The following is a 24,513-nucleotide window of genomic DNA, read 5'->3' as shown; positions in this document are numbered from 1 at the left end:
CCGAGAGCGGCCAAGCCCAATGGAAAGGCACTAGCTGTGGCAACCCACACTCAAGAAATCGCCCCCTGGGGAGACCTGACCGGCAAGACCCTGACCAAGGGGCAGGCTACCGGTAACGACTTTATTTTTGTGACAGACCCTCAGGCTGAGCTGGACCTTACTCCCGAGCTAGTTGCCAAGGTCGCTGACCGCCACTTTGGTATTGGTGCCGACGGTTTCATTCGCGCTGTTAAAACAGCAAACCTGGACTTTGCGGCTCACCTGCTCGAGGAATACCCCGAGGCTACCTGGTTCATGGACTACCGCAACGGCGACGGATCTATCGCCGAGATGTGCGGTAACGGTGTACGCGCTTTTGTGGACTACCTGATTGCGGAGAACCTTCTTCAGCTTGAGTACGGTGAGCGGCTCCTGATTGCCACCCGTGCGGGTGTAAAGACTGTGGGGCGTACCGAGACAGGCTACGCCATTGATATGGGCCCCTGGAGCTTTATTAACGGTGATATGGCCCGCGATAACGGCACCGATGCGCAGGTGACAGCCAAGGGGCTACGGACGCCGCGCGGTGCCCTCTCCATCAGCATGGGCAACCCTCACACCGTGGTGATGCTAGGTACTGACGGCAAGCTGGACGGTCTGAACCTGTATGATGCACCCAAGGTTTCACCGCTCCCGCCCGAGGGCACCAATGTTGAATTTGTGGTCCCCGAAGAGATTTCTGCTGAAGACGGTGACCCCGCTACCGAGAACATCGGCTCAATCCGTATGCGCGTGCACGAACGTGGAGTGGGGGAGACACTTTCCTGCGGCACCGGTGCCTGTGCGGCTGCTGCAGCCACCCGCTTCTGGGGTGGGGAAGATGCACCCGACGAGTGGCTGGTCCGTGTACCCGGTGGCACCCTGGCTGTTACCTTTGTGCTGGGTCCCGATGATCTAGAGCATGTTGTTCTGGCCGGCCCTGCCGCTATGACCGGGAAAATCCTCCTGGGCTAAGACCCCAAGAACTTTATCAAAGAACCGGCCCCGCCTGATATGCGGGGCCGGTTCTTCTGCACTTGTTAGTCCTGCAGTTTTATGGGCGGTGAACCCGGATAATACGGAAGCCCTTAGAGCTGGCATAACGGCTGGTTTCAAGGTCGGGAAAAGTCTGCACCAGCCATTTTTGCAGTGAATCGGAGCCCAGGTTCTTCTGCACCACCAGATAGGCGTTCCCACCGGGGGAAAGACGGGGGAGCCAGGTCTGCATTATCTCGTGCAGGACTTCTTTACCTACCCGAATAGGAGGGTTAGACCAGATGGTGTCAAAGGTCAGCGACTCATCCAGGGCTTGGGGGGAGGACACCCTAATATTGTTTAGCCCCAGCCGCTCAGCGTTCATCTGGGTGAGCTGGGCAGCGCGTGGATTGACCTCCACCCCGTAGACCTGCGCCTCAGGTGTCAACATGGCCAGGGTCAGGGTAATAGGCCCCCAGCCACACCCAATATCAAGCAGGCGTGTTCCTTGGGGCGCGGGGGCTTCATCGAGCAGAATCCGCGTGCCCTTATCGACACCGCCGGGGCTAAAAATTCCGGGGGCTGTGAGCACCTGGACTTTATCTGCTGCCAGTTCCACGGTGAGGGGTTTAGTTGCAAAGTCACCTGCGGGTTCTTCAGAAAAATAGTGTGTTTTGGTGCTCATAAGCCCTCATTCTACGGCACTACTACTCACCTTAGACGCCGCACGCTAAACTTGTAGGGACGATTGATTCTTAAACGAAAGGCACTATGGCCGACTCATTACGCCCCGGCAAGGAACCGAAGCTACCCTCCGATGAGCAATTACGCCTGACGGTAGATCGAGTACTGGGCCGAGCCTCTAGCTCAACCGGTAACCTCCTGGGGCAGCGAGCCCGAGAGCTCTCCCACAACCAGCCCGAACACTCATCCTATGACGGTGATCAGCAGGACCTTGAAGAACGTCGGGCTCTGCGCCGCGTTGCGGGCCTCTCCACCGAACTCGATGACGTTACCGAAGTCGAATACCGCCAGCTCCGCCTGGAACGAGTCGTCCTGGCAGGTGTGTGGAGTGAAGGTACCCTAGCTGAAGCCGAAAACTCCCTGCGTGAGCTGGCCGCGCTGGCAGAAACCGCTGGCTCCGAAGTGCTTGATGGCCTGGTACAGCGCCGTCTTAAACCCGATCCCGGCACCTACCTGGGCTCAGGTAAGGTGCTTGAACTCAAGGATATTGTTGAAGCTACTGGCGCGGATACTGTCATTGTCGATGCAGAGCTAGCGCCTTCCCAACGCCGTGCGATTGAGGATATTGTCAAGGTCAAAGTGATTGACAGGACCGCGCTGATTCTCGATATCTTCGCCCAGCACGCTAAATCTCGGGAGGGTAAAGCCCAGGTTGAGCTAGCCCAACTCGAATATATGCTCCCTCGCCTGCGCGGTTGGGGTGCCTCCTTGTCCCGCCAGGCCGGTGGCCGTGCCGCAGGGGGCGAGGGCATCGGCTCTCGCGGCCCCGGTGAAACCAAAATCGAACTGGATCGCCGCCGACTGCGCGCCCGTATGGCTAAACTTAAGCGCGAAATCGCCGCCATGGCACCTGCCCGCGAAACCAAGCGTCTCAACCGTAAACGCAACAGGGTGCCCTCCGTTGCTATCGCCGGTTACACCAACGCGGGAAAGTCCTCCTTGCTCAATAGGCTCACCGACGCCGGCGTCCTGGTCGAAAACGCCCTCTTTGCGACCCTTGACCCCACCGTACGTAAGGCCCAGACTCCCGATGGGGTAGGTTACACCCTCTCCGATACCGTAGGTTTTGTGCGCTCTCTGCCTACTCAGCTGGTTGAGGCCTTTCGCTCAACCCTTGAAGAGGTCGCCGACGCCGATGTCATTGTGCACGTGGTCGATGTCTCCCACCCCGACCCGGAGGGGCAGATTCAATCGGTCCGCCAGGTGATTACCGAGGTGGGAGCACAGAACATTCCCGAGATTATTGTGCTCAACAAGGCCGATACCGCCGATCCTTTCGTCATCGAGCGCCTGCGCCAGCGCGAACCCAGCCATGTTGTGGTCTCCGCTCGCACCGGTGAGGGGATTGAGGAGCTCCAAGTAAAAATTGCCGAGACTATCCCGCGTCCATCGCTGGAACTACACCTGCTTATTCCCTACGCCCAAGGTGGGGTTGTCTCCCGCCTACACGAGTGGGACGCCGAAATTCTCCGCACTGCCTTTGTCTCTGACGGTACCTACGTCCACGCCCTGGTGCGTGACCAGGTAGCCTCCGATTTGGCAGGCTATGCCCTGGACGCTGACCTACTGGAAATCCTGCAGCCAGAAATTGACCAAGCAGTTGCGGTAGGAGCGGTGGAGACCGTCCGAGTATGACCCAAGACATCACCGCACCCACCGGGCAGGAACTTGAAACCCTGCCCGGTGCCCAGCCTGTTCTCAAACTTCTGGACACCGTTATCGCCCGTAGTGGCGGCCAAATCCGACCCGGCCAACGAAAAATGGCCGCCTATGTGGCCCGCGCGCTCGAAAGTGACCGGCATCTACTGGTCCAGGCAGGAACCGGCACCGGTAAGTCCCTGGGCTACCTGGTCCCAGCTCTGAGCGCAGCCCAGCACTCCGACAAACCCATTATTGTGGCCACAGCAACACTGGCGCTTCAGTCGCAGATCGTTAGCCGCGATATTCCCCGGCTTCTTGAAGCCCTGGGCGATGAACCAGAACACCAGACCGATGTGGCTATTCTCAAAGGGCGGAACAACTACCTCTGCCTACACAAACTCGAAGGCGGCTACCCAGACGATGACGGGGAGGCGCTCTTCGATATGGACACCGAGACTGGCTCTGTAGGGCCAGCAGGAAAACTGGGGGAAGAAGTAGTTCGCCTGCGCTCCTGGGCCCAGACCACAGAAACCGGGGACCGTGACGAACTCCTACCCGGGGTCAGCGACCGAGCGTGGCGGCAGGTATCGGTAAAGGCCTCCGAATGTTTGGGCAAGAAATGCCCGCTGGTCGAAGAATGTTTCAGCGAAAATGCCAGGACACGGGCGGCAGATGCCGACATCGTGATTACTAACCACGCCCTGCTAGCTATTAATGCCTTTGAGGGAGCGGCTGTCCTGCCGGATCACGATATCGCCATTATCGACGAGGCCCACGAGCTCGCAGACCGAGTCACAGGTGCCGTGACAGGTTCACTTTCCCCGGCCAACATCACCAAGGTGGCCCGGAGCCTCAAACGTCACACCGACGCTGACCACCGCGCCCTTGAACAAGCTGCCCTGGCTCTCGATGACTCCCTCAATGGTGTTCCCGCCGAGCTCATGACCAGGGGCCTGCCCGAACGTGTTGCTGCCGCCATGGAAAGGGTGCGCGATGCTGCCCGTCAGGCCATAACAGACACCAAGAGCGGCGATAAAGACGCCGATGCCGGCCGTCAGATGGTGCGGGCAAGCCTGACCGAAGTACACGAAACCGCCGAAAAGATGCTGACCGCAGATCCCAACTTCCAGGTCATTTGGGTATCGCGTACCGGCTCCTGGGAGCCGGGCAGAGGCTACCTAGCGGCGGCTGAAGATGACCCTGCCACCCTCAACATCGCCCCGATTTCTGTTGCAGGCTATCTGCGCGAAGGCCTTTTCGATAATCGCACCGTGGTGCTGACGTCCGCGACCCTGACCGTGGGCGAGTCTTTTGACGCTACTGCCGGTTCGCTGGGCCTCATGGGGCAGGGCTCCCCCCGCTGGGACGGTATCGATGTTGGCTCGCCTTTTGACTACCCTAAACAGGGGGTGCTGTATATCGCTTCTGACCTGCCTAAACCCGGCCGGGGTGTTTCGGTGGAACAGCTGGACCGGCTGGTGGAGTTAGTGACGGCATCTGGTGGCGGTGCCCTGGGGCTCTTCTCCTCTAAACGGGGTGCTGAACTTGCCGCTGAGTATGTTCGAGAAAAAACTGATCTCACGGTGCTCTTGCAGGGGGAGTCGTCCTTGCGGGCCCTGGTCAAGGAATTCACCGAAGACACCCATGCCTGCCTCTTTGGAACCATGAGCCTGTGGCAGGGCGTTGATGTGCCCGGCGACTCTTGCCGTCTGGTCGTTATGGACAGAATCCCTTTCCCACGCCCCGACGACCCGCTATCACAGGCTCGGACCAGGGCAGTTGCAAGTCACGGCGGCAACGGTTTTATGGCTGTTTCAGCTACTCATGCGGCGGTGCGTATGGCCCAGGGAGCCGGTCGCCTAATTCGCTCTGTGCATGATCGCGGTGTGGTTGCTGTGCTGGATTCTCGACTTGCAACCCAGCGTTACGGGTCATTCTTGGTCAAATCGCTACCACCTTTTTGGACTACTACCCGCCAGGACGTAGTGGTAGGCGCCTTACAGCGCTTGCATGAAGCCCTTGAAAGCCAAGAAGCCTAATCAGGGATGGCAGAGTAAACAGTCTGGGGCCAGAATCATGGTGATTCTGGCCCCAGACTCTTGAGCTAATAAAATGCTCGCTTTGTCAGATTCGCTCTAGAGGCTACGCAGGACGGAGACGACCTTGCCCATGATGGTTGCTGAGTCACCCAGGATGGGTTCGTACTGAGTGTTCTGAGGTAGCAGCCAGGTGTGCCCATCACGCTGGCGGAAGGTCTTAACCGTTGCCTCGTCATCGAGGAGGGCCGCTACAATTTCACCGTTTTGGGCAGTGTTCTGAGCACGAACCACCACCCAGTCACCGTCGCAGATAGCGGCATCAATCATGGAGTCACCTTTGACTCGAAGCATGAAGAGGTCGCCCTGGCCCACCAGCTGACGCGGGAGAGTCATGACGTCTTCGACCGCCTGTTCTGCGGCAATTGGTGCGCCGGCGGCAATGCGTCCAACCAAGGGGACGGTAGCTACGTTCTCATCATTCTGAGCAAAGGTGGGAAGCACCGGCAGGGTAATGACGCTGGTCTCAGGCCTTGGCTCTTCGAGCGGCTCTTCACCTGTGAGTACTTCAATAGCGCGTGGCCGTTTGGGGTCCCTGCGAATGTATCCCATCTCTTCAAGCCGGGAGAGCTGATGGGTGACAGAAGAGAGCGAAGCCAACCCCACAATATCGCCAATCTCACGCATAGAGGGCGGATAACCGTACTCGTCAATTGCGGTAGATATTGCGTCAAGAATTTTCTTTTGGCGCGCTGTCAGGGGGCGAGCGCCCTTAAGGGAAAGGGGTGCCGGAGTCTGCGGGGTTCGTTCGCTCACGGTGTCTCGTCTCTTATCGGTTCTTAAAGTGTCAGCCACCCCTTGTGTACTTATGAAGTGGTCTTCTAAGACTATGCCAAGCCAGCAGCTTATTCAAACATTTGTTCTAATTTTTCTCGACTCTGTTCGATTTTTCTGATAGAACATATATACGAATCAATTTTAGAACAGGCATTCGATGTGGGTGTCTGAGCATGAATCAGGAGAAAGACTTATGAGCACTATCGCACTGCCCGAGTTTATGGCTCGTACTTCTTTGAAGAAGCCCCTTGATCAGGCAGCTACTTTCGTTCCCCGATCAACTGCCTCCGAAGCTGTCTCGGCGGGTTCTGTTCGACAACCTCGTTACCGTATTCGATATGCTCCCCTTAGCCCTTGTGCCGGGCACCTGGGGGCGAACGCCAGCTCCTCTGGGAGAATCAAAGGAGCCGCTCAGCGGCAAGTTGCCCACGCTGACCGTCCCAGCTTGCCCGCTACCAAGCGGGGGCTGGAGTCTCTAGAAGCTGGGCAGAATGGCTACCAGGTTACTTCGGCAACCAAACATAGTTCCCGTGTGTCTCAGCGCGGGGGTTTCCGCCTTACCCGGAGGGGGCGGCTAATTTTTCGCGGACTACCGCTCCTCACGCTGGCAGCCCTCATGGTCTTGGGTGCCTTCACCTATGCTTTCCCGACCCAGGCCAAGAGCAGCACAAGCTATTCCGAAGCGCCCGTAAGTCAGATGGTTAGGGTCTACCACGGTGACTCCCTCTGGACTATCGCCCAGCAGGTCGCCCCGGGGCAGGACAGCCGTGACGTCGTCAATCGCATTATGCAAATCAACGCTTTAAGGAGCGCCCAGGTAGAGCCCGGACAGGTGCTTGAAGTGCCCGTTTACAGTAAATAGAGCCAAGACTAAGTAATTCCCCTCAGAGTTCGGGATAAAAATGCGGGAACCGGAGCCCAGTAGATACACTAGGGGGGTGACTGATACTACTCAAAGCCTTGATGCCCTGCCCTTGCGTGATGACCTGCGTGGCCGCTCACCCTACGGCGCGCCCATGATCGATGTGCCGGTAACGCTCAACGTTAATGAGAATACGCACCCCATGCCTCAAGAAGTTGTGGAGGCTATTACGCGTGAGGTTGCCCAAGTGGCAGTCACCCTCAACCGTTACCCGGACCGTGAATTTGATACCCTGCGTGCTGAACTATCTGCTTACCTGGGCCACGGCCTGACCCCTGACCAGGTTTGGGCAGCTAACGGTTCCAACGAGATTCTTCAGCAGATTATGCAGGTCTTTGGCGGGCCCGGCCGGAGCGTCATGAGCTTCGTCCCGACCTACTCCATGTACCCGCTTCTGGCCGATGGAACCAACACAGCTTTTGTTGCTGGGCGCAGAGCCGCTGACTACTCTCTGAGTGCAGAGTCGGCTGTTGAACAGATTCAACAACACAGCCCCACCATCGTCATTCTTTGCTCACCCAATAACCCCACCGGAACGGGCTTGGGGTTAGATGTTATTGAGGCCGTCTACGATGCGGTTTCAACCTATAACGGTATCGTCGTGGTCGATGAAGCCTACGCAGAGTTTGCCCAGGACCGTACTCAGACCGCGCTCACCTTACTGCCGGGCCGTCGTAACCTGATTGTCACTCGTACCATGAGCAAAGCATTCGCCTTAGCCGGTGCTCGGCTGGGTTATTTTGCCGCCGATCCTCTGATAGCAGATGCTGTTCGCCTGGTGCGCTTGCCCTACCACCTATCAGCAGTCACCCAGGCAACCGCTATTGCAGCCCTGCGACACCGGACTGAACTTCTAGCCAATGTCGATGACATCCGTAGCCAGCGCGATCGCATTGTCAACCGGTTGCGAGAACTCGGACTGGCCCCGGCTGTCTCGGATTCCAACTTTGTATTCTTCGGTGGACTTAAGGACGAAAAAGCTGCCTGGAACTATCTGCTCGAACGTGGAGTCCTGGTGCGCGATAACGGTATTCCCGGCTTCCTACGAGTCACCGCCGGTACTGAGGCGGAAACCAGCGCCTTCCTGGAGCATCTGAGCACCTATATCGAAACTTTTGAACCTTAACCACAGCAAAGAGGCAATTATGGCAGTACCCACCACTACATCAACCGGAATCGGCCCCCGAATCGCATCTATGGAGCGTGTGACCAGCGAGTCCTCGGTCAGCCTTGAAATTAACCTTGACGGTACCGGGGTCTCCGACATTGATACCGGCGTGCCCTTCTATGACCACATGCTTACCGCTCTGTCCAAGCACTCACTGATTGACATGACGATAAAGTGCACCGGTGATACCCATATAGATGTTCACCACACCGTTGAAGACACCGGGATTGTGCTAGGCGAGCTACTAGGCAAGGCGCTGGGCAATAAGGCCGGTATCCGTCGCTTTGGCAGCGCTACCGTACCCCTGGACGAGGCTCTTGCCTCAGCTGTCGTCGATATTTCGGGGCGCCCCTACCTAGTGCACACCGGTGAACCCGAAGGCTACGAGTACCACCTGATTGGCGGGCACTTTACCGGTTCTATGGTGCGGCACGTCTTTGAGGCAATTGCCTACCACGCCGGTATTTGCCTGCATATCACCCTGCTCGGCGGTCGGGATCCGCACCATATTGCCGAAGCCCAGTTCAAGGCTCTGGCCCGTGCCCTGCGCCAGGCAGTTGAGCCCGATCCCCGCCACTCTGGTATTCCTTCCACCAAGGGGGCGCTCTCATGAGTGCTGAGCAGAAGCCTACAGTAACCGTCCTTGATTACGGCGCGGGCAATGTCCGCTCAGCCGTTCGCGCTCTTGAAGAAGCCGGTGCGCAGGTAATTCTCTCGCGGGCTGAGGAAGACGTACTTGGGGCCGACGGCCTGGTAGTGCCGGGCGTAGGTGCTTTCAAGGCTGTGATGGACGGGCTGCGCCATGCAGACGCTATCCGCATGATTGGGAGGCGTGTTGCCGGTGGTCGCCCCGTACTCGGTATCTGCGTTGGCCTTCAGGTCATGTTTGAAAAAGGTGTTGAGCACGGGATTGAAGCCCAGGGTCTGGGGGAGTGGCCTGGCACCGTGGAACCCCTCAAAGCACCCGTAGTGCCGCACATGGGCTGGAATACCGTCAAGGCTCCGGCAGGCAGCACCCTTTTTGCGGGTATCGAACATGAACGCTTCTACTTTGTGCATTCTTACGGTGTTCAGGAGTGGAACTTCGATCAGAACAACGAGGCTATGCTTCCTCCGCAGGTAACATGGGCCAAGCACGGCGTTGATTTTATTGCGGCGGTAGAAAACGGCCCTCTCAGCGCAACCCAGTTCCACCCCGAAAAATCTGGGGAGGCTGGAATCCAGCTCCTGCGGAACTGGATCAGTGCCTTGCCGGTAACTGGCCGTCTAGCTGGTAAGGAGTAATAGGGATGTCTGCAAGTACTTCTGGCCTCTTGCTGATGACGGTGGGCATGATGTTTCTGGGTGGGGCCTACTCCTTCTACAAGCAGAAAATTACTTGGGTGGCCCAGCTAGTGCTCTTACTGGTGGGCTTAGCTTTCGCCGGCTATGGCTTTTACCTTGTCCTTAACTACAGCTAAACGTACAGATTTCTAGGAGAAATGAATGACTCAACGACTTGAACTGCTCCCGGCAGTTGATGTGGCAAATGGCCAGGCTGTGCGCCTGATTCAGGGTGAAGCCGGTTCCGAGACTAACTACGGCTCACCGGTCGAAGCGGCCCTGGAGTGGCAGAAGGCGGGTGCAGAGTGGTTGCACCTGGTCGATTTGGACGCAGCCTTTGGGCGTGGCGATAACATCGATATCCTGACCGAGGTCGCCCAGGAACTCTCCATCAAGATTGAAATGTCTGGCGGTATCCGCGACGATGCTTCCCTGGAACGCGCTCTGAGCCTGAACCCCACACGCATTAACCTGGGCACCGCAGCTTTGGAAAACCCAGAATGGACTCGCAAGGTTATTGCCCAGCACGGGGACATGATCGCTGTGGGCCTGGATGTGCGCGGTGACGTGCTGGCCGCCCGTGGCTGGACCAAAGAAGGGGGCAACCTCTGGGAGGTGCTTGACCGCCTGAACGAGGACGGCTGTGCCCGCTACGTGGTTACTGACGTCACTAAGGACGGCACTCTGCAGGGGCCCAACCTTGAACTACTGCGCAAGGTCGCTGAGCGCACAGATAAGCCTGTTGTTGCTTCCGGTGGTATTGCCACTTTGGACGATATTGCCGCCCTGCGTACCATGGTGCCTTACGGTGTAGAAGGCGCCATTACCGGTAAAGCTCTGTACGCGGGTAAGTTCACCCTGGAGCAGGCACTTGATCTAGCGGGTCGCCCCTAGTGACTGATTTTTCTGATCGCCTTCGTCGCGCTCACACCCACGGGCGCGGGAACCCTGGTGGTCCCAAACGGGAGTTACCTGCCCACATTGCCGCCCAGTTGGCTTCTGCCGGCAGGAGCACCGACACAGGTGGCCAGCCGTGGGAGGGGCGCAACCTGGGTGAGGGAACCAGCCACACCCACCTTTATTCCGGCGATGACGGTAGAACCGACCCCAACCTTGAAAAAGTGCTGGCTGACTTCATAGCCGATACTGTTGACGAAGTTGCGGTGGTCGATGCCCTCCGGCAGGTAAGGGTTTTTGCACCTATCGTTGCCCAGCTTTCGCAGGCAGAAATTACCGCTGACGGGCTGGTCTCCGATAAAGAGTCAGACATGGCCCTGGTCAGTATTCAAGCTCCCGATGGTCGTAAGGCTCTGCCGGTGTTTACCAGTGTTGACGCGCTAACTGCCTGGCATGATTTAGCTCGACCTGTTGCCGCAGATATGCGCAAGACAGCTCTTTCTGCGATAGAGGACGATAACCAACTGATCGTGGTTAATCCCGGGCAGGACGTAACCTTTGTAGTTCGTCGCCCGGCGGTATGGGCTATAGCGCGGGGTCAGAAGTGGGTACCGTCCTACCGTAACTCGCAGGTCGCCCAGGCGCTTTCTGACCTTGTAACCCCACTGTCGGGAGTTGTGAGTGTAGAAGCTAGCCCCGGTGCCGGTGTCTATTCACGCTCTGCTACGGGTAAGGTCTTGGCAGGTGGTGGCCCCGGCCCTGAGCTCAACATTACGCTCAAGCTGATTCCCGGCTTGAATCGGGAGCAGGTAGACCGGACGGTGGGCAAACTTCGGGAAGGCTTAGCGGGACATCGCCTGCTTTCCGAGCAGGTGGACTCAGTTCAGATTGCTCTGGCCTCAGCCTAAACCTAAAAATGGCGGGGTGTAGGCCCCGCCATTACGCTTAGAATTACAGGCTCCTGTTCTAGAAGACAGGGCCGGTGAACTTTTCACCCGGGCCCTGGCCCGGCGCATCGGGGTAGGGGGAAGCCTCGCGGAAAGCCAGCTGAAGAGAGCGCAGACCATCGCGGAGGGGGGCCGCATGCTGGGAGCCGATTTCGGGTGCGGCGGCAGTGACGAAGCCGGCCAGGGTAGTAATGAGCTTGCGGGCCTCGTCTAGGTCCTTGAGCTCATCGGCGTTTTCATCGGCGGCTAAACCGCACTTGACGGCGGCGGCGCTCATCAGGTGTACGGCGGCGGTGGTGATGACCTCAACAGCAGGTACTTCGGCAATGTCACGCATTTGGGCATTAACTTCGTTGACCTGCTCAGCGGTGAGGCCTTCGGGGAGTTGCTCCGCGCCGGTGGGCTGGTTTTCATCAAAACGGTAGGTAGATTCGTTGCTCATGGTTACTAGAATCTCATACCGGCCTAAAAGACTGTCAATCGTGAACACCTGTAAAGGCTAAAAGCGGGCTGACAGATAGGGGCTTGCCGGTTTACTCTTGATAAATCCCCGAAATACCGGTAGAGTGACTATCTGTTTGCAAGCGGAACTTTCAAGGTTCCCACCCCGTGACCGCTCAACAGGTTGCCGGGTTATCCCACACAGCTGAAGCTGTGACAGGAATGTAGGGCACTCGTCTGCCATACACTCCATCGGGTGGGTATCTTAGCCTCCGCTTGCTGACCGCAACCGGGGGCTTTTCTGCTCCCACAGAAATTCACGGGGAAACCCGCACAAGCAACAGGAGCTTTGTCATTAGCGATCCACGCATCAACGACCGAATTCGCGTACCGGAAGTTCGACTCGTCGGCCCCGGCGGTGAGCAGGTCGGTATTGTCCGCGTAGAAGATGCACTGCGTCTTGCTCAGGAGTCAGACCTCGACCTGGTTGAGGTTGCCCCTAACGCTAAGCCGCCTGTGTGTAAGCTTATGGACTTCGGTAAGTACAAGTACGAAGCCGCAGTGAAGGCACGTGAATCTCGAAAGAAGCAGGTCAATGCTTCTTTGAAGGAAATCCGTTTCCGCCTGAAAATTGACACCCATGACTACGAAACCAAGGTAGGGCACGCACGTCGTTTCCTGGCCAGCGGTGACAAGGTCAAGGCTATGATTCAGTTCCGTGGTCGTGAACAGCAGCGCCCCGAGATGGGTGTGCGCCTGCTTGAACGGATGGCCGGCGACCTGGCGGAGGTTTGCACTGTAGAGTCAAACCCCCGTGTAGACGGTCGTAACATGGTGATGGTTCTTGCTCCGCTCCGCGGTAAGCAAGAAGTCCGCCGTGAGAGCCCTAAGGCAAGCGGACGCAAGGGTCGCGAACGCGTCAACACCACCGAGGCTACTCCTGTGACCAATTCTCTGGCAGATTCAATGCCGGAGGAACTTAAGGCTCAGGCTTCCGCCGAATAAGAACTGAAAATAGACATCCAAGCACGGCTCCTATAGTGTTCAGTGTTTGGTCCTGGTTCGCCTGGGAACCGCACGTGCGGTCCCTCAGCGAGCACAACACCCTTAGACAGCGAAACGTTGTTGAGTTTTTCAGTTCCTCACCGCCTGAGAGGGCGTGAGGGTAGAAGGTAAGGAGAATCGGCTCATGCCGAAGCAGAAGACCCACTCTGGTGCTAAGAAGCGCTTCAAGCTCACCGGTACTGGCAAGGTAAAGCGCCAGCAGGCTAACCGCCGCCACTACCTGGAGCACAAGTCCTCCCGTCTGACCCGTCGTCTGGCTTCTGACCAGATTGTAACCGGCGGTCAGTCAAAGGTCATCAAGAAGATGCTGGGCAAGTAAGCCTAGCCTGCTTCCTGAAGCTTCGCCCCTTTGCGGGCACACCAAAAGTAGATATTTTCTCTCCTGCACCAGCGCTAGTGATTCAAAGCTGGGTAGGACACAAGATGTAAGGAGACACACGTGGCACGTGTGAAGCGCGCGGTAAACGCGCATAAGAAGCGCCGAGTAATCCTGGACCGTGCATCGGGCTATCGTGGCCAGCGTTCACGCCTTTACCGTAAGGCTAAGGAACAGGTCACTCACTCACTGGTATACAGCTATGACCACCGTCGTAAGAAGAAGGGTGACTTCCGTCGCTTGTGGATTCAGCGTATTAACGCTGCAGCCCGCGCTGAAGGTCTGACCTACAACCGTTTCATTCAGGGTCTGAAGGCTGCTGAGGTTGAGGTTGATCGTCGTATGCTGGCTGAGCTGGCTGTCAACGAGCCCGCTGCTTTCTCAGCTCTGGTTGAAATCGCTAAGAACAACCTGCCTGAGGACACTTCAGCTCCCAAGGCTTCCTAGTCTTTGAGCTTTCTCTGTCCCCGGCCCTGCCTGGGACAACGGACCGCCTTCCACTCTTCTACCCCTAGGTAGGGGGAGTGGGAGGCGGTTTCTTTATGCGCCCTACCCCCTGTCTTCTACAGACCCGTCTTTCTCTCTTGAACCCGGGGTGAACAATGGGGTCAAGAGAGAAAGGACGGGGGTAGCCGAAGGGGGTAGATCTTAGCGGTCTTTGCTCATTGTTGAGCCAAAAGGCAGGCAGGTAACTGAAATAAGTCACATAAAAATGCTGTTAAAGATGACTTAATGTTTATAATAGGTATACCTAATATTATTTTTTCTGAAGAAACAGGTTTACATGTTCCAAAACTTCCTGATTGGACTGCGAGAGGGGCTGGAAGCGGCTCTGATCGTTGGCCTTTTGCTAGCTTACGTGCGCAAAACAGGTAAATCCCATCTCATCCCTAAAATCTGGATGGGTGTAAGCCTGGCGGTATTGGTTTCTCTGGGCTTCGGGGCTCTGCTCACGTTTGGGCCCAGAGGCCTGACCTTCGAGGCGCAGGAGGCAATCGGTGGGAGCCTGTCCATTATTGCTGTGGGATTTGTAACCTGGATGATTTTCTGGATGGCAGAAAATTCAAAGCAGCTTTCCCGTGAGCTTGGCCAAAAAATTGACCTGGTTCAGGCAAGTACTGGAGCCGTTGTCTTACTGGCTGCTTTATCGGTGGGCCGCGAAGGGCTTGAAACAGCTCTCTTTATTTGGGCCGCCTCCCAATCCGTAGGTAACGGAGCCACGGCACTTATAGGAGCTCTACTGGGCATCGCCCTGGCGGTTCTCTTAGCCTGGCTGATCATGCGCGGCGCCCTTAAACTCAACCTGGGGATTTTCTTCCGTTACACCGGGCTCTTTCTAATTTTTATTGCTGCAGGGGTGCTGGCCTATGGCGTTCACGACCTGCAGGAGGCTGGGATTTTGCCAGGCTTGAACTCTCTAGCTTTCGATATTTCTCATCTTATTGCCCCCACCTCCCTGCTGGGCACGCTCCTGAAAGCTATCTTCAACTTCTCCCCGGCTACAACCTGGCTGGAGGCTATCGCCTGGTGTACCTATGTGGGTATTGTGCTTCCCCTCTTTGTGGCTAAGAACCGCAGTAAAGTTGTCTCCCCAAGAACTAGCCCCCAACCAAGAACCTCATCCTAGAAACCAAAGGAAAAACTATGAATAAAAATCTTAAGCTGAGCGCTCTGGCTCTTTCGGTAGGGCTGTTTGCCTTGACCGGTTGTACCGAAAACGCTAAATCTGATGACAGCACTGAGGCTGTTAAGGTCTCATCTACCGAGACCGAATGTAAGCTCTCAAGCACTGAGGTTAAAGCGGGTAAGAACACCTTCTCTGTGACCAATGATGGTAAGGAAGTCACCGAGTTCTATATCCTGGCCGATGACGGTTTAAGGATTATCTCGGAGATTGAAAATATCGGCCCTGGAATTACCCGAGACTTGACAGTTGAACTGGCCGAAGGTCAGTACAAGACCTCCTGCAAGCCAGGTATGGTCGGTGACGGCATTATGGGGGACTTGAAAGTAACAGCTAATCCTGATGCCTCTCCGGTGGCAGCGGATGAGCAGGCCCTGCGTGACACCGCTGTCAATCAGTACACGGCCTATGTTAAAGATCAGACCGAGCAGCTTAAGACTAAGACAGACCAGTTTGTAGAGGCCCTGCAGTCCGGTGATAAAGACAGTGCTCGCTCCCTCTACCCCCAGGCCCGTATTCACTATGAACGTATCGAGCCTGTAGCGGAATCCTTTGGCGATCTTGACCCCCTGCTGGATGCACGAGAAGCTGACCTGGAAGACGGGCAGGAGTGGACAGGCTGGCACTTGCTGGAGAAAGATCTCTGGCAACCTACCCCCGAAGAAAATGGCGGTAAGCCCTACACCCCCTTGACCGATGATGAGCTCAAGAAAGCAGCTCTTGAACTTCAAGAAAACACTCAGAAGCTCTATGACCAGACTCGCGATTTAGATCTAACCGTCGACCAGATTGCTAACGGTGCTAAGAGCCTACTGGATGAGGTTGTTTTCTCTAAGATCACCGGGGAAGAAGAGATCTGGTCTCATACTGACCTCTCCGATTTCCAGGGCAATATTGACGGCGCTAGAGTGGCCTTCGAGGACGTACGCCCGCTGCTCGAAGCCAAGAACTCTGAGCTGGGTACCACCCTAGAAGCAAAGTTCGATGACGTCCAGAAACTCTTGGATCAATATCAGCAAGGTGACGAGTTCACTCCTTACACTGATCTTTCTCAGGAACAGATTCGTCAGCTCTCAGATGCCATTGATGCTCTGAGCGAGCCTTTATCGCAACTGACCGGAGCAATCATTTAGTAGCTCCAGCAGCTTTGCACGGTAAAAGACCTAGGCTCCTGCTCAGTATAAGAGCAGGAGCCTTTCCCATAGAAAGAAGGCTTATATGCCTGAAAAGAAGAATCCCGCACTAGCACTTCCCAGCATGAACCGGCGCGCTGCTATGTTAAGTAGTCTGGGCGTAGCCCTGGTAGCTGGGGGCACAGCCTGTAGCTCTCTGAAAGCATCAGAATCAGCGGCAGAAGACCAGAATAGCTACCCCTTTTTTGGCGAACACCAAAGTGGGGTAGTAACGCCCGCCCAAGATCGCCTGCATTTTGTGGCTCTAAAAATTACAGCAGAAACCAGAAAAGAGCTACAAGAGCTCTTCATGGACTGGACTCTGATGAGCCGTAGCTTAATGGCTGGCCAGGATGTGGGGGAGGAAAAGCCTCTTGAATCTCCACCGGATGATACTGGCGAAGCTATGGATCTTCCCGCTGCCCATCTGACCCTTACTTTTGGGCTAGGCCGGTCACTCTTCCTTGACGCGGACGGTAAAGATCGTTTCGGTCTTGCTGATCAGCTTCCCCCGGCTCTCGAAGATATTCCCAAGATGAGTGGCGATATGCTGGAGAGTAACTGGCAAGGTGGAGATGTGTGTATTCAAGCCTGTGCAGATGATCCGCAGGTAGCTGTGCACGCTATTCGTAACCTGGTGCGACTGGCGGCGGGCCGGGCTGCGGTCATGTGGAGCCAGCTAGGCTTTGGTAGGACGTCTTCTACCTCCACCGCGCAGATCACCCCCCGTAACCTCTTCGGTTTTAAGGATGGCACCGCCAACATTAAGGCTGAAAGTAAGGATTCCCTGGTAGATCATGTGTGGGCTTCTGGCGCTAATTCTGAAGGTAATCCTGCCTGGATGGAGGGCGGCACCTACTGTGCTGTGCGTAAGATCCGCATGCATATTGAGCCCTGGGATCGGACTTCCTTAAAGGAACAAGAAGAAATTATTGGGCGAACTAAGAAAGATGGGGCTCCTCTTTCTGGCGGTGGAGAATTCGATAAGCCAGATTTTTCCATGCAGGGCAAGTCTGGCCCCATTATCCCCGACGATGCCCATATGCGACTGATGCACCCTGATAACCATGGGGGAGCTAAGATGCTGAGGCGAGGCTATAACTATACAGATGGTAGTGATGGCCTGGGCCACTTGGATGCTGGTCTCTTCTTTATCGCCTATGTGTGCGACCCTCGCACTCACTTTGTACCTATGCTCAGAACAATGATGAGTTCTGATGCCTTGAGTGAATACCTACGCCATGTGGGCAGCGCACTCTTTGCTGTTCCCCCGGGGGTCAAAGACCAGGATGACTACCTGGCATCAGGGCTTTTTAAAGCTACTAGCTAGGCAGGTGGGCTGGCTCTGCTTTCTGCATAAGATGGGGGAGTGCCAGCCCCCCCTGCCTCAGGGGCGGGGCGCTTTAGCAGTCTGCTCCGTCTATTTGTTTACTTCCTTCCTCTAGGGCTATAGGCTAGCTTATGACCCATAGCACTGTTGGCAGTGACCTCATGATTTTGTGGAAGGTGGCAGGGCATGAAAATCCTACTCACAGGTGCCTCTGGTTATATTGGGGGCAACCTGCTCAAAGAGCTTAAGAAGAACCATCAGGTCATTGCGGTTTCACGCAGCGCCCAAGGCAAGACCAACGAAGAAAACGTCACCTGGGTGGCAGCCGATTTGTTTGCACCTGAGGATAATCAGCGCATTATGCAAGGAATCGATCTGGCGGTTTACCTGGTACATTCCATGCAACCTCAGGCCAAGCTGACACAGGCTAGCTTTGAGGATATGGATGCCCTACTGGCTGACAATTTTGCCCGCGCCGCAGCTACCTGCGGGGTCAAACGCATCGTCTATTTGAGTGGGATTATCCCTGATGCCCCTAAGCTGTCGCGGCACCTAGCAAGTCGCCTGGAGTGCGAAAAGATTTTGGGTTCCTATGGCGTGCCGGTGACGACTTTGCGGGCAGGGTTGATTGTGGGGCCGCAGGGTTCTTCTTTCCCTATCCTTCAGTCCTTGGTTCAGCGGCTACCGGGTTTGGTCTTGCCCAGATGGGCCTATAATCGTACTCACCCTGTTGCCTTGGACGATGTGGTCCATGGTTTACTGGCCGTTATTGAGCGTCAGGACTTGGGGCAGCAGGCTATTGATATTGGTGGCCCTGAAGAGATGACCTACCGCCAGCTTTTTGAAGAGACTGCCCAGGAACTAGGTAAGAAACTACCCATGGTGGATGTGCCCCTGATCCCTGTCTGGCTTTCGAAGCTGTGGGTGACCCTGATTAGTGGTAAGCCCATTGAGATGGTTGGCCCCCTACTCGATAGCCTGGTCCACGATATGGTAATCAGCCCTGAACACACGGTTGAGGGGATTACAGATGCCCCGACGACTTTCCGGCAGAGCGTTCGAAGGGCTACAGAGAATCAGGATTCCCCGGGCTACAGTTTGCCGCGTTTCTCGATTCCCTTTAAAAAGGATATGGAGAACCCTAAGAATGATGTTAAGTCAATACAGCGGGTGAGGATTCCCGCGTCTTGGTCTGTGCAGGACACGGCTGACTACTACCTGGCCTGGTTGCAACGGGCTAGCTTTAAGGCAGTGAGTACTCGGGTAAGTCAGGGACACGCAGAGATTCACCTGCCCCTGTTGCGGGATCCTATACTGGTCTTGGATTATTCCCCTGCGCATTCTAGCGAGCAGGATGTAGTGTATGTGATTTCTGGAGGTCGATTAGCGAGGGTTAAGAACGACGATCGGGCCCGTCTGATCTTCCGCAGGGTGCTGGCTGAGGACAAGGTCATTATCGCTATTCAGGAGTATGAGCCAACCCTGCCCTGGTTTGTCTATACTTTGACTCAGGCCCGTGTTCACCTGGTAGTGATGACAATATTTGGCTACGAGACTGCTGCGTTAGCTACCTGGGAAAATCTTAGCCAGCGACTGAGGTCTAAAAAGGTTAGCATCGCTCTGTAAGTAGATTTCAAGGATCCTTATTGGACCTGCTCGTGAGAGAATGGGGAAATGGATTTTAGAGAACGCCTCGCTACCCCCGTCGTCATGGAAAACCCTCATGCTGATCGCGTGAAGGATATCGCCAAACTTGCTACGCGTGCCGCCCGCACTAAGACCGGGCTCTTCTTGGTTGAAGGCCCCCAAGCTGTTCGCGAAGCCCTCTTGGCCCACCAGGCTAAGCCACTGCTAGATGCCGTCTATATCACCGAGCGGGCCTTTGACCGCCACCAGGACATTGCCCAGCTCATGGAAGAAGTCCACGGTACCCCCACCCCCCAGCCGGGCCGTAAGGTCTTCATGCGCATGGTCACCGACCCCGTACTGGCCGCTATGGCTGAGGCTGTTAGCCCCCAGGGCGTGCTGGCTGTGGCCCACCAGCTCGATATCGCCCCCGGCGATATCTGGGGTGAGGGCGCTATCAACCCCACACTGATTGCTGTACTGGCCCAGATCCAAGACCCCGGTAACGCAGGCACTGTGCTGCGTGCCGCAGATGCGGCTGGTGCAGATTTAATCGTGACCACCAAAGGGTCAGTGGATCTCTATAACCCCAAGGCTGTGCGCTCCACCGCCGGCTCCCTCTTCCACCTGCCTGTCATTCAGGGTATTGACCTAGAAGATTTTGCCAAGGACGCTAAAGCCCAGGGCCTGGGGGTGCTGGCAGCGGACGGTTACGGCCGGGTGTCCCTGGACGACCTCCAGGATGCCGCTTTTGCCCTGCGCAAGGGGGTAGAGCCCCGTAAGAAGGTCAAGTACGATCTGGCTCACCCCACCATGTGGCTCTTTGGTAACGAGGCCGCTGGGCTTAGCGCCCAGGAAAAAGCCGCTGCCAGCTTGCGCGTAGCCGTGCCTCTTCGCGGTGCTGCAGAGTCTCTGAACGTGGGTATGGCAGCCGCTGTTTGCCTCTTTGCCTCATCGCTGGCCCAGAACCGTAAATAATAAAGGGTGATAAGGATGCCTCAAATGGGGGAGCAGGCCCAAGCAAACCGTGTGGAAACCTATCCAGTGCAAGTAGTAGCTGCTGCTATCGTTGATTCCATACAGGCTCCCACCCGCCTGCTGGTAGGTCAGCGTTCGGCCCCTCCGGCTTTAGCGGGGTTCTGGGAGTTCCCCGGGGGCAAGGTCGAACCGGGGGAGAGCTGCAGAGAGGCGCTCATCCGGGAATTACAGGAGGAACTGGGGGTTAGGGTTACCTTAGGCAGCGAATTAGCTGGCCCCCACCCCCAGGGTTGGGTCTTAAACCAGAAAGCGTCCATGCGACTCTGGTGGGCTCAGATAGCTCAAGGTAACCCGCTGCCACTGCAAGATCATCATCAGCTCCGCTGGGCCCCTTGGGACTTGAGTATCCTAGAGCTCAACTGGATTCCCGCTAACAGAGCGATAGTCAATTCTATGCTCCTTTCGTCAGGTAAAAACCCTCGCTGATATTTGTACCGGGAATTACATATAGGGGATATTTCTTACAGGTGTGAAAATTTTTATTCTTAACATTAAGTCTTTGTATCTGCTCTAGCCATCCCCAATTTGTGTTGGAGCTTCAAGAGGGAGACAATAAAAGAAAATTACTTATTGCATATAGGGTGTTGAAAGATGTACGAAATTTTCAAGCCTAATCCCTGGCCAGGACTTGAAGAGCTTGAGGGGTCTGAGAATCGGGGCTTCTGGGTTTACGGTTCCAGCCCCAACACCCTGCAGATATCGGTGGATGCTCAAGTCTATTTCCAGCAACCTCTTTTAGGCTACGTGGACGATCTGGCTCAGCCAGGGCCACACCCTATGGACGGCAAACCGGTTATTCCCTATGCCGAGCTACCTCCAGAATCTTGGGTCATGATTGGTATGACCAAACCAGCCGTCCGCCAGAAAGTTTATAATCGCTGCCGGCACGATGGGCATAAGATTCTGACTGGCACCGGCCTGAGCCCCCTGGTTCCAGCCAGCGCCCAGATCGGTCAGGGTACTTTTGTGGCCCTGCATAGCCGAACAGGCTGGAATACTGTGCTGGGGAGGGGGTCGCTGGTTCTAGGGGATATCGTTGCCCACGACTCGTCTTTAGGTGATTTTAGTGTCCTGGGTATTTCCAGCAGTGTCCTGGGTCATGTGCAGATAGGCCGGGGAGTCATGATCGCTCCCGGAGCTGTGATCCACAATGGCAGGCCCGACAGGCCCTTAACCATTGGGGACGGTGCCCTCATTGGGGTTGGTGCAGTGGTTGATCGTGATGTCCCCGCTGGGGCCACCGTCATGGGGCTGAGAGCTATGCCCAAGGAGAATATTCTCAGGCTCAAAGACCTAGCCCAGGAGCAGGACTAAAATGACCGGTAAAGCTCTCACTCTGGGCGTGCCCACAGCACCCGATCGGGCCCTTTTCCACCAGCTCAGCGAGCAGGTGTTCGCCTCGGGTCAGTACGCCAATAACGGACCTCTTGCGGCTCTCTTTGAAATGAAATTAGGGCAGCTGTACGGTCAAGAGCTGGCTCTCTTCACTAGCTCTGGGACGAGCGCTCTTACTTTAGCCTTGCAGGCCCTAAAATTACCTCATGGCACGGAAGTTCTGACTCCTGCCCTGACATTTGTGGCTACTTCTAGCGCTATCGAGGCAGCCGGTCTGAAGCCTCGATTTGTTCCCTGCCACCCGGTTAGTCTCACCCTTGACCCTGGGCGGCTGGAACCTTATATCACTTCAAGGGTGGGGGCAATTCTGGCGGTTCACCTGCTGGGGGTAGAATGTGACAGCCAACTTGATGCCTTGGCTCAGCAACACCAGCTGCCCCTTATTTACGACGCCGCCCACATCTTCCCGCAGGAACCTGAAGGCGCAAAAGAGCTGCTAGGGCGGGGCCGTTTCAGCTGCATTTCACTGCATGCCACTAAGTTGCTTCACTCTGGTGAGGGCGGGGCAGTCTTTTGCCAGGACCCCCAAGACCTGCCTTACCTACAGCAGATCAGAAACTTTGGCCTCAATGCCGGAATCCCGCAGGCATTCGGAATCAACGGAAAAGCTAGCGAACTCTCTGCCGCCCTAGGGCTGGCTGTTATCCCAGAAATAGGCAAAGAACTGGTAGCCCGCCGCGCTCTTGCCCAAGAACTCGATGCCATTATGCAGGCCTCACCCCGGGCCTGGGTACATCCGCGGGGTAGACACTCCAATATCTTCTACGCCTTTCGCTGTGAACCTGGTGAGCAGAAGCAGCTGGTTCAGCAGTTGCAGGAGAAAAAGATTATGGCCCGTACCTTCCCCGCTCTGACTCAAGAGGGCAGTTACTGGTCCCGGTATGCGCTAGATGACCTCCCCCTCAGGCAAGAATCTGATGAACTGGCCCAAAGTTTTGTGGCCCTGCCTTTCCACTCTCAGGTGGATCAGAAGCACCTAGAAAGTATCTATGAGGTACTCAACCCGTGAAGTCTATTAAAAGTTTGAATAGCATTTTTGTTTTCCGCCGCCTGCTTGATCAAAAAACCCGGGGGAAACTTCTCATCCTGCTGGCCTTCTCCCTGCTGATTGCCCTAGTAGAATTGGGAGCTACCTTCTTGGTGCCGGTTCTGGTGCTGACCCTGAGCGGTAACTATCAGAGCCCCGGTGTTCAACGATTCGGTGACTTTCTGGGTACCACTTCTCAGGGTGAGCTCATCATCAAGACCACCCTGACTATTGTGGTCGTCTTTGTGCTCAAAGACATCAGTGCTTTGCTCTTTAGGCGCTGGTATTTGAGTTTTATCCTGCTGAACGAAGCGGAAACCTCAACTCGGCTTTTGTCCACCTACCTTAGTTCAGGTCAAGAGGAGCACAACCAGCGTAGTTTTTCAGTTGCCCTGCGCCGGCTTGAACATTCGGTACGTCAGTCCTATTCAGGCTATCTCTCCAACCTGGTTTTACTGGTCAGCGATGTACTGACGACCCTATCGATGATTGTGGCAATTTTTCTTATTCTGCCGCTGAGCTACCTGGCCCTGATTGCTATTACTACACTGATTTCTGTCGTCTTTATTAAGATTATCGGTAAGGTGTCACAAAGTGTGGGCGCCAAGAATCTGAGCATCTCACAAGACCACTACAAGATGATACTCAGAGCCATGGGAGGCTTTAGCGAGTTTAAGATACGGGGCACAGAACACAAGGTGATTGAGGATTACCGCCAGGTCTCCAGAAACCTGGCCTTGGTTAATCGCGACATGGGTATTCTTGCTGAGCTACCACGCTATATTCTTGAGATAGTTTTTCTCTCGTGCTTGCTTTTAGTTGTTCTGGCATCGGGTGAGCCCTCCAGCCACGACCTGGCCTATCTGGGAACAGTGGTCATCATCTCTTTTAGAGTCCTGCCTAGTATGCACCGGATCATTAGTTCTTACACCGTGATGCGTATATCAACTCCTGCGGTCTATGAGGTTCTTGAAGAGCTAGAGGCTGCCTCTAGCCCCGCCCCAGTTACCCTCTTGCCTAAGCACCCCGCCGGACAAGCAATTGAAGAGTTCAAGGAGGCGATTTCCTTTACGGGCCTGAGTTACCGGTTTAGTGACAGCAAGGATGACCAGTACGTTATCAGAGATATCACCGGTGATATTCCCAGAGGGGCTAGGATAGCCATTGTAGGGCCCAGCGGAGCCGGGAAAACGACTTTCATTAATATTCTTTGTGGGCTTTTACCCGGTTACAGCGGTAGCTTATGCATCGATGGCATAGATGTCAGGAAGGATTGGGCAGGCTTTAGGAAGCTCATCGCTTTGGTCCCGCAAAAGCCCTATATCGCTGAAGCCAGTCTGCGGGAGAACATCGCCTTTGCCTTTGGTCAGGAGGAAATTGACCAGAGAAAAATCGAAGAGGCGGTTAAACTTTCAGCCCTGACCGATGTAGTGGAGGGCCTGCCCCAGGGCTTGGACACGATCTTGCCCGAACAGGGCAGAGGACTCTCCGGCGGTCAGTGCCAGAGAATCGCCATAGCTCGAGCACTCTACCGCAAAGCACAGATACTGATCTTGGATGAGGCAACATCTGCCCTTGACGATGACACAGAGTTTTTGGTGGATCAGGCTATTAGGTCATTACCTGAAACTATGACCGTTTTGTGTATTGCCCACCGGATGAGCACTATCGCAAGTATGCGTCAGGTGGCGCTTTTTGAAGCCGGTCAGGTGGCTTCTTTTGGGTCCTACTCAGAGGTTTACGCAAACAATGTCACCTTTAAACGCTGGGTTGATCGTAACCAGGTTTTGTTGAATAAAAAAGATTAGTTCTTGGGAGCCGCTATCGGTTCCAAGGAGTCGGTAGTGGCAC

The 24,513-nt window shown here is 55.6% G+C and carries 24 protein-coding genes and 1 pseudogene; 22 read left to right on the top strand and 3 right to left on the bottom strand.

Translation table 11 applies throughout. The features are described 5' to 3' along the window. Nucleotides 1-36: 36 nt before the first annotated feature. On the top strand, nucleotides 37-993 hold the full coding sequence (dapF, locus tag ACN082_RS07135) for a diaminopimelate epimerase (protein WP_419100168.1): 957 nt from the start codon (nucleotides 37-39) through the stop codon (nucleotides 991-993). A 79-nt stretch (nucleotides 994-1,072) separates the two neighbouring features. Here the strand turns inward: dapF and ACN082_RS07130 are convergent, their stop codons facing one another. Continuing rightward, nucleotides 1,073-1,678, bottom strand: coding sequence for a class I SAM-dependent methyltransferase (locus tag ACN082_RS07130; RefSeq protein WP_419100167.1), 606 nt, complete (start codon nucleotides 1,676-1,678; stop codon nucleotides 1,073-1,075). An 86-nt stretch (nucleotides 1,679-1,764) separates the two neighbouring features. Here ACN082_RS07130 and hflX point away from each other — a divergent pair, with 86 nt between their 5' ends. Both hflX and ACN082_RS07120 read left to right on the top strand, forming a co-directional pair. Next, nucleotides 1,765-3,372 carry a GTPase HflX gene (gene hflX, locus ACN082_RS07125; protein ID WP_419100166.1) on the top strand — a complete coding sequence of 536 codons (1,608 nt, stop codon included), beginning with the start codon at nucleotides 1,765-1,767 and terminating at the stop codon, nucleotides 3,370-3,372. Next, complete coding sequence (locus tag ACN082_RS07120) at nucleotides 3,369-5,417, top strand: ATP-dependent DNA helicase (RefSeq protein WP_419100165.1); 2,049 nt, start codon at nucleotides 3,369-3,371, stop codon at nucleotides 5,415-5,417. Before hflX ends, ACN082_RS07120 begins: the two co-directional genes overlap by 4 nt. Before the next feature lie 96 nt (nucleotides 5,418-5,513). Here the strand turns inward: ACN082_RS07120 and lexA are convergent. Beyond that, a pseudogene (lexA, locus tag ACN082_RS07115) lies at nucleotides 5,514-6,173 on the bottom strand (transcriptional repressor LexA); the annotation flags it as partial. A gap of 271 nt (nucleotides 6,174-6,444) precedes the next feature. Here lexA and ACN082_RS07110 point away from each other — a divergent pair. From ACN082_RS07110 to ACN082_RS07080, 7 genes are all read left to right on the top strand, one after another. Further along, entirely contained in the window at nucleotides 6,445-7,113 is a 669-nt protein-coding gene (locus tag ACN082_RS07110) for a LysM peptidoglycan-binding domain-containing protein (RefSeq protein ID WP_419100164.1), read from the top strand. Between the two features lie 76 nt (nucleotides 7,114-7,189). Next, complete coding sequence (locus ACN082_RS07105; RefSeq protein WP_419100163.1) at nucleotides 7,190-8,299, top strand: histidinol-phosphate transaminase; 1,110 nt, start codon at nucleotides 7,190-7,192, stop codon at nucleotides 8,297-8,299. Between the two features lie 19 nt (nucleotides 8,300-8,318). Beyond that, nucleotides 8,319-8,954: an imidazoleglycerol-phosphate dehydratase HisB gene (gene hisB, locus ACN082_RS07100; protein WP_419100162.1), complete on the top strand. Its 636-nt coding sequence runs from the start codon at nucleotides 8,319-8,321 to the stop codon at nucleotides 8,952-8,954. Then, nucleotides 8,951-9,625, top strand: coding sequence for an imidazole glycerol phosphate synthase subunit HisH (hisH, locus tag ACN082_RS07095; RefSeq protein ID WP_419100161.1), 675 nt, complete (start codon nucleotides 8,951-8,953; stop codon nucleotides 9,623-9,625). Before hisB ends, hisH begins: the two co-directional genes overlap by 4 nt. Nucleotides 9,626-9,630: 5 nt before the next feature. Further along, nucleotides 9,631-9,801: a hypothetical protein gene (locus ACN082_RS07090; protein ID WP_419100160.1), complete on the top strand. Its 171-nt coding sequence runs from the start codon at nucleotides 9,631-9,633 to the stop codon at nucleotides 9,799-9,801. Between the two features lie 25 nt (nucleotides 9,802-9,826). Further along, a complete protein-coding gene (gene priA, locus ACN082_RS07085) occupies nucleotides 9,827-10,558 on the top strand; it encodes a bifunctional 1-(5-phosphoribosyl)-5-((5-phosphoribosylamino)methylideneamino)imidazole-4-carboxamide isomerase/phosphoribosylanthranilate isomerase PriA (RefSeq protein WP_419100159.1) in 732 nt (243 codons plus the stop codon). Next, on the top strand, nucleotides 10,558-11,469 hold the full coding sequence (locus ACN082_RS07080) for an SseB family protein (protein WP_419100158.1): 912 nt from the start codon (nucleotides 10,558-10,560) through the stop codon (nucleotides 11,467-11,469). The genes priA and ACN082_RS07080 overlap by 1 nt, the downstream gene beginning before the upstream one ends. Nucleotides 11,470-11,527: 58 nt before the next feature. Here the strand turns inward: ACN082_RS07080 and ACN082_RS07075 are convergent, their stop codons facing one another. Next, nucleotides 11,528-11,950, bottom strand: coding sequence for a DUF1844 domain-containing protein (locus ACN082_RS07075; protein WP_419100157.1), 423 nt, complete (start codon nucleotides 11,948-11,950; stop codon nucleotides 11,528-11,530). Between the two features lie 275 nt (nucleotides 11,951-12,225). Between ACN082_RS07075 and infC the strand changes: the two genes are divergently transcribed. The 12 genes from infC to ACN082_RS07015 all read left to right on the top strand — a co-directional run bounded on the left by infC (nucleotide 12,226) and on the right by ACN082_RS07015 (nucleotide 24,470). Then, nucleotides 12,226-12,954 (top strand): translation initiation factor IF-3, encoded by a 729-nt coding sequence (gene infC, locus ACN082_RS07070; RefSeq protein ID WP_419100156.1) that lies wholly within the window; start codon nucleotides 12,226-12,228, stop codon nucleotides 12,952-12,954. Between the two features lie 184 nt (nucleotides 12,955-13,138). Next, entirely contained in the window at nucleotides 13,139-13,333 is a 195-nt protein-coding gene (gene rpmI, locus ACN082_RS07065) for a 50S ribosomal protein L35 (RefSeq protein ID WP_419100155.1), read from the top strand. A gap of 120 nt (nucleotides 13,334-13,453) precedes the next feature. Continuing rightward, nucleotides 13,454-13,837, top strand: coding sequence for a 50S ribosomal protein L20 (rplT, locus tag ACN082_RS07060; RefSeq protein WP_419100154.1), 384 nt, complete (start codon nucleotides 13,454-13,456; stop codon nucleotides 13,835-13,837). Between the two features lie 337 nt (nucleotides 13,838-14,174). Further along, on the top strand, nucleotides 14,175-15,017 hold the full coding sequence (gene efeU / locus ACN082_RS07055; protein WP_419100153.1) for an iron uptake transporter permease EfeU: 843 nt from the start codon (nucleotides 14,175-14,177) through the stop codon (nucleotides 15,015-15,017). 17 nt (nucleotides 15,018-15,034) lie between these two features. Beyond that, the gene (efeO, locus tag ACN082_RS07050; protein ID WP_419100152.1) at nucleotides 15,035-16,207 is read left to right on the top strand and encodes an iron uptake system protein EfeO; all 1,173 of its coding nucleotides are present in this window, start codon (nucleotides 15,035-15,037) and stop codon (nucleotides 16,205-16,207) included. Between the two features lie 85 nt (nucleotides 16,208-16,292). After that, complete coding sequence (gene efeB / locus ACN082_RS07045) at nucleotides 16,293-17,576, top strand: iron uptake transporter deferrochelatase/peroxidase subunit (protein ID WP_419100151.1); 1,284 nt, start codon at nucleotides 16,293-16,295, stop codon at nucleotides 17,574-17,576. 186 nt (nucleotides 17,577-17,762) lie between these two features. Then, nucleotides 17,763-19,202, top strand: a complete 1,440-nt coding sequence (locus ACN082_RS07040; RefSeq protein WP_419100150.1) for an NAD-dependent epimerase/dehydratase family protein — start codon at nucleotides 17,763-17,765, stop codon at nucleotides 19,200-19,202. Nucleotides 19,203-19,250: 48 nt separating this feature from the next. Further along, nucleotides 19,251-20,180 carry a TrmH family RNA methyltransferase gene (locus ACN082_RS07035; RefSeq protein ID WP_419100149.1) on the top strand — a complete coding sequence of 310 codons (930 nt, stop codon included), beginning with the start codon at nucleotides 19,251-19,253 and terminating at the stop codon, nucleotides 20,178-20,180. 51 nt (nucleotides 20,181-20,231) lie between these two features. Continuing rightward, nucleotides 20,232-20,666 carry a (deoxy)nucleoside triphosphate pyrophosphohydrolase gene (locus ACN082_RS07030; RefSeq protein WP_419100148.1) on the top strand — a complete coding sequence of 145 codons (435 nt, stop codon included), beginning with the start codon at nucleotides 20,232-20,234 and terminating at the stop codon, nucleotides 20,664-20,666. A gap of 165 nt (nucleotides 20,667-20,831) precedes the next feature. After that, a complete protein-coding gene (locus ACN082_RS07025) occupies nucleotides 20,832-21,554 on the top strand; it encodes a hypothetical protein (protein WP_419100147.1) in 723 nt (240 codons plus the stop codon). Nucleotide 21,555: 1 nt separating this feature from the next. Continuing rightward, nucleotides 21,556-22,644: a DegT/DnrJ/EryC1/StrS family aminotransferase gene (locus ACN082_RS07020; protein WP_419100146.1), complete on the top strand. Its 1,089-nt coding sequence runs from the start codon at nucleotides 21,556-21,558 to the stop codon at nucleotides 22,642-22,644. Between the two features lie 14 nt (nucleotides 22,645-22,658). Further along, nucleotides 22,659-24,470 (top strand): ABC transporter ATP-binding protein, encoded by a 1,812-nt coding sequence (locus tag ACN082_RS07015; RefSeq protein ID WP_419100145.1) that lies wholly within the window; start codon nucleotides 22,659-22,661, stop codon nucleotides 24,468-24,470. Nucleotides 24,471-24,513: the final 43 nt, after the last annotated feature.

This window comes from Rothia sp. CCM 9417 (assembly GCF_048513575.1).
GTDB lineage: Bacteria > Actinomycetota > Actinomycetes > Actinomycetales > Micrococcaceae > Rothia.
The sequence above is the reverse complement of the archived record's forward strand: the minus strand, read 5'-3'. Positions and strand labels throughout refer to the sequence as shown.

Coding starts and splice junctions, on each gene's coding strand:
- hisB (WP_419100162.1), top strand. CDS start 8,319: ATGGCAGTACCCACCACTACATCAACCGGAATCGGCCCCCGAATCGCA.
- ACN082_RS07120 (WP_419100165.1), top strand. CDS start 3,369: ATGACCCAAGACATCACCGCACCCACCGGGCAGGAACTTGAAACCCTG.
- ACN082_RS07075 (WP_419100157.1), bottom strand. CDS start 11,950: ATGAGCAACGAATCTACCTACCGTTTTGATGAAAACCAGCCCACCGGC.
- ACN082_RS07110 (WP_419100164.1), top strand. CDS start 6,445: ATGAGCACTATCGCACTGCCCGAGTTTATGGCTCGTACTTCTTTGAAG.
- ACN082_RS07130 (WP_419100167.1), bottom strand. CDS start 1,678: ATGAGCACCAAAACACACTATTTTTCTGAAGAACCCGCAGGTGACTTT.
- hflX (WP_419100166.1), top strand. CDS start 1,765: ATGGCCGACTCATTACGCCCCGGCAAGGAACCGAAGCTACCCTCCGAT.
- hisH (WP_419100161.1), top strand. CDS start 8,951: ATGAGTGCTGAGCAGAAGCCTACAGTAACCGTCCTTGATTACGGCGCG.
- ACN082_RS07035 (WP_419100149.1), top strand. CDS start 19,251: ATGGATTTTAGAGAACGCCTCGCTACCCCCGTCGTCATGGAAAACCCT.
- efeB (WP_419100151.1), top strand. CDS start 16,293: ATGCCTGAAAAGAAGAATCCCGCACTAGCACTTCCCAGCATGAACCGG.
- efeU (WP_419100153.1), top strand. CDS start 14,175: ATGTTCCAAAACTTCCTGATTGGACTGCGAGAGGGGCTGGAAGCGGCT.
- efeO (WP_419100152.1), top strand. CDS start 15,035: ATGAATAAAAATCTTAAGCTGAGCGCTCTGGCTCTTTCGGTAGGGCTG.
- ACN082_RS07090 (WP_419100160.1), top strand. CDS start 9,631: ATGTCTGCAAGTACTTCTGGCCTCTTGCTGATGACGGTGGGCATGATG.
- ACN082_RS07020 (WP_419100146.1), top strand. CDS start 21,556: ATGACCGGTAAAGCTCTCACTCTGGGCGTGCCCACAGCACCCGATCGG.
- rpmI (WP_419100155.1), top strand. CDS start 13,139: ATGCCGAAGCAGAAGACCCACTCTGGTGCTAAGAAGCGCTTCAAGCTC.
- ACN082_RS07025 (WP_419100147.1), top strand. CDS start 20,832: ATGTACGAAATTTTCAAGCCTAATCCCTGGCCAGGACTTGAAGAGCTT.
- ACN082_RS07040 (WP_419100150.1), top strand. CDS start 17,763: ATGAAAATCCTACTCACAGGTGCCTCTGGTTATATTGGGGGCAACCTG.
- priA (WP_419100159.1), top strand. CDS start 9,827: ATGACTCAACGACTTGAACTGCTCCCGGCAGTTGATGTGGCAAATGGC.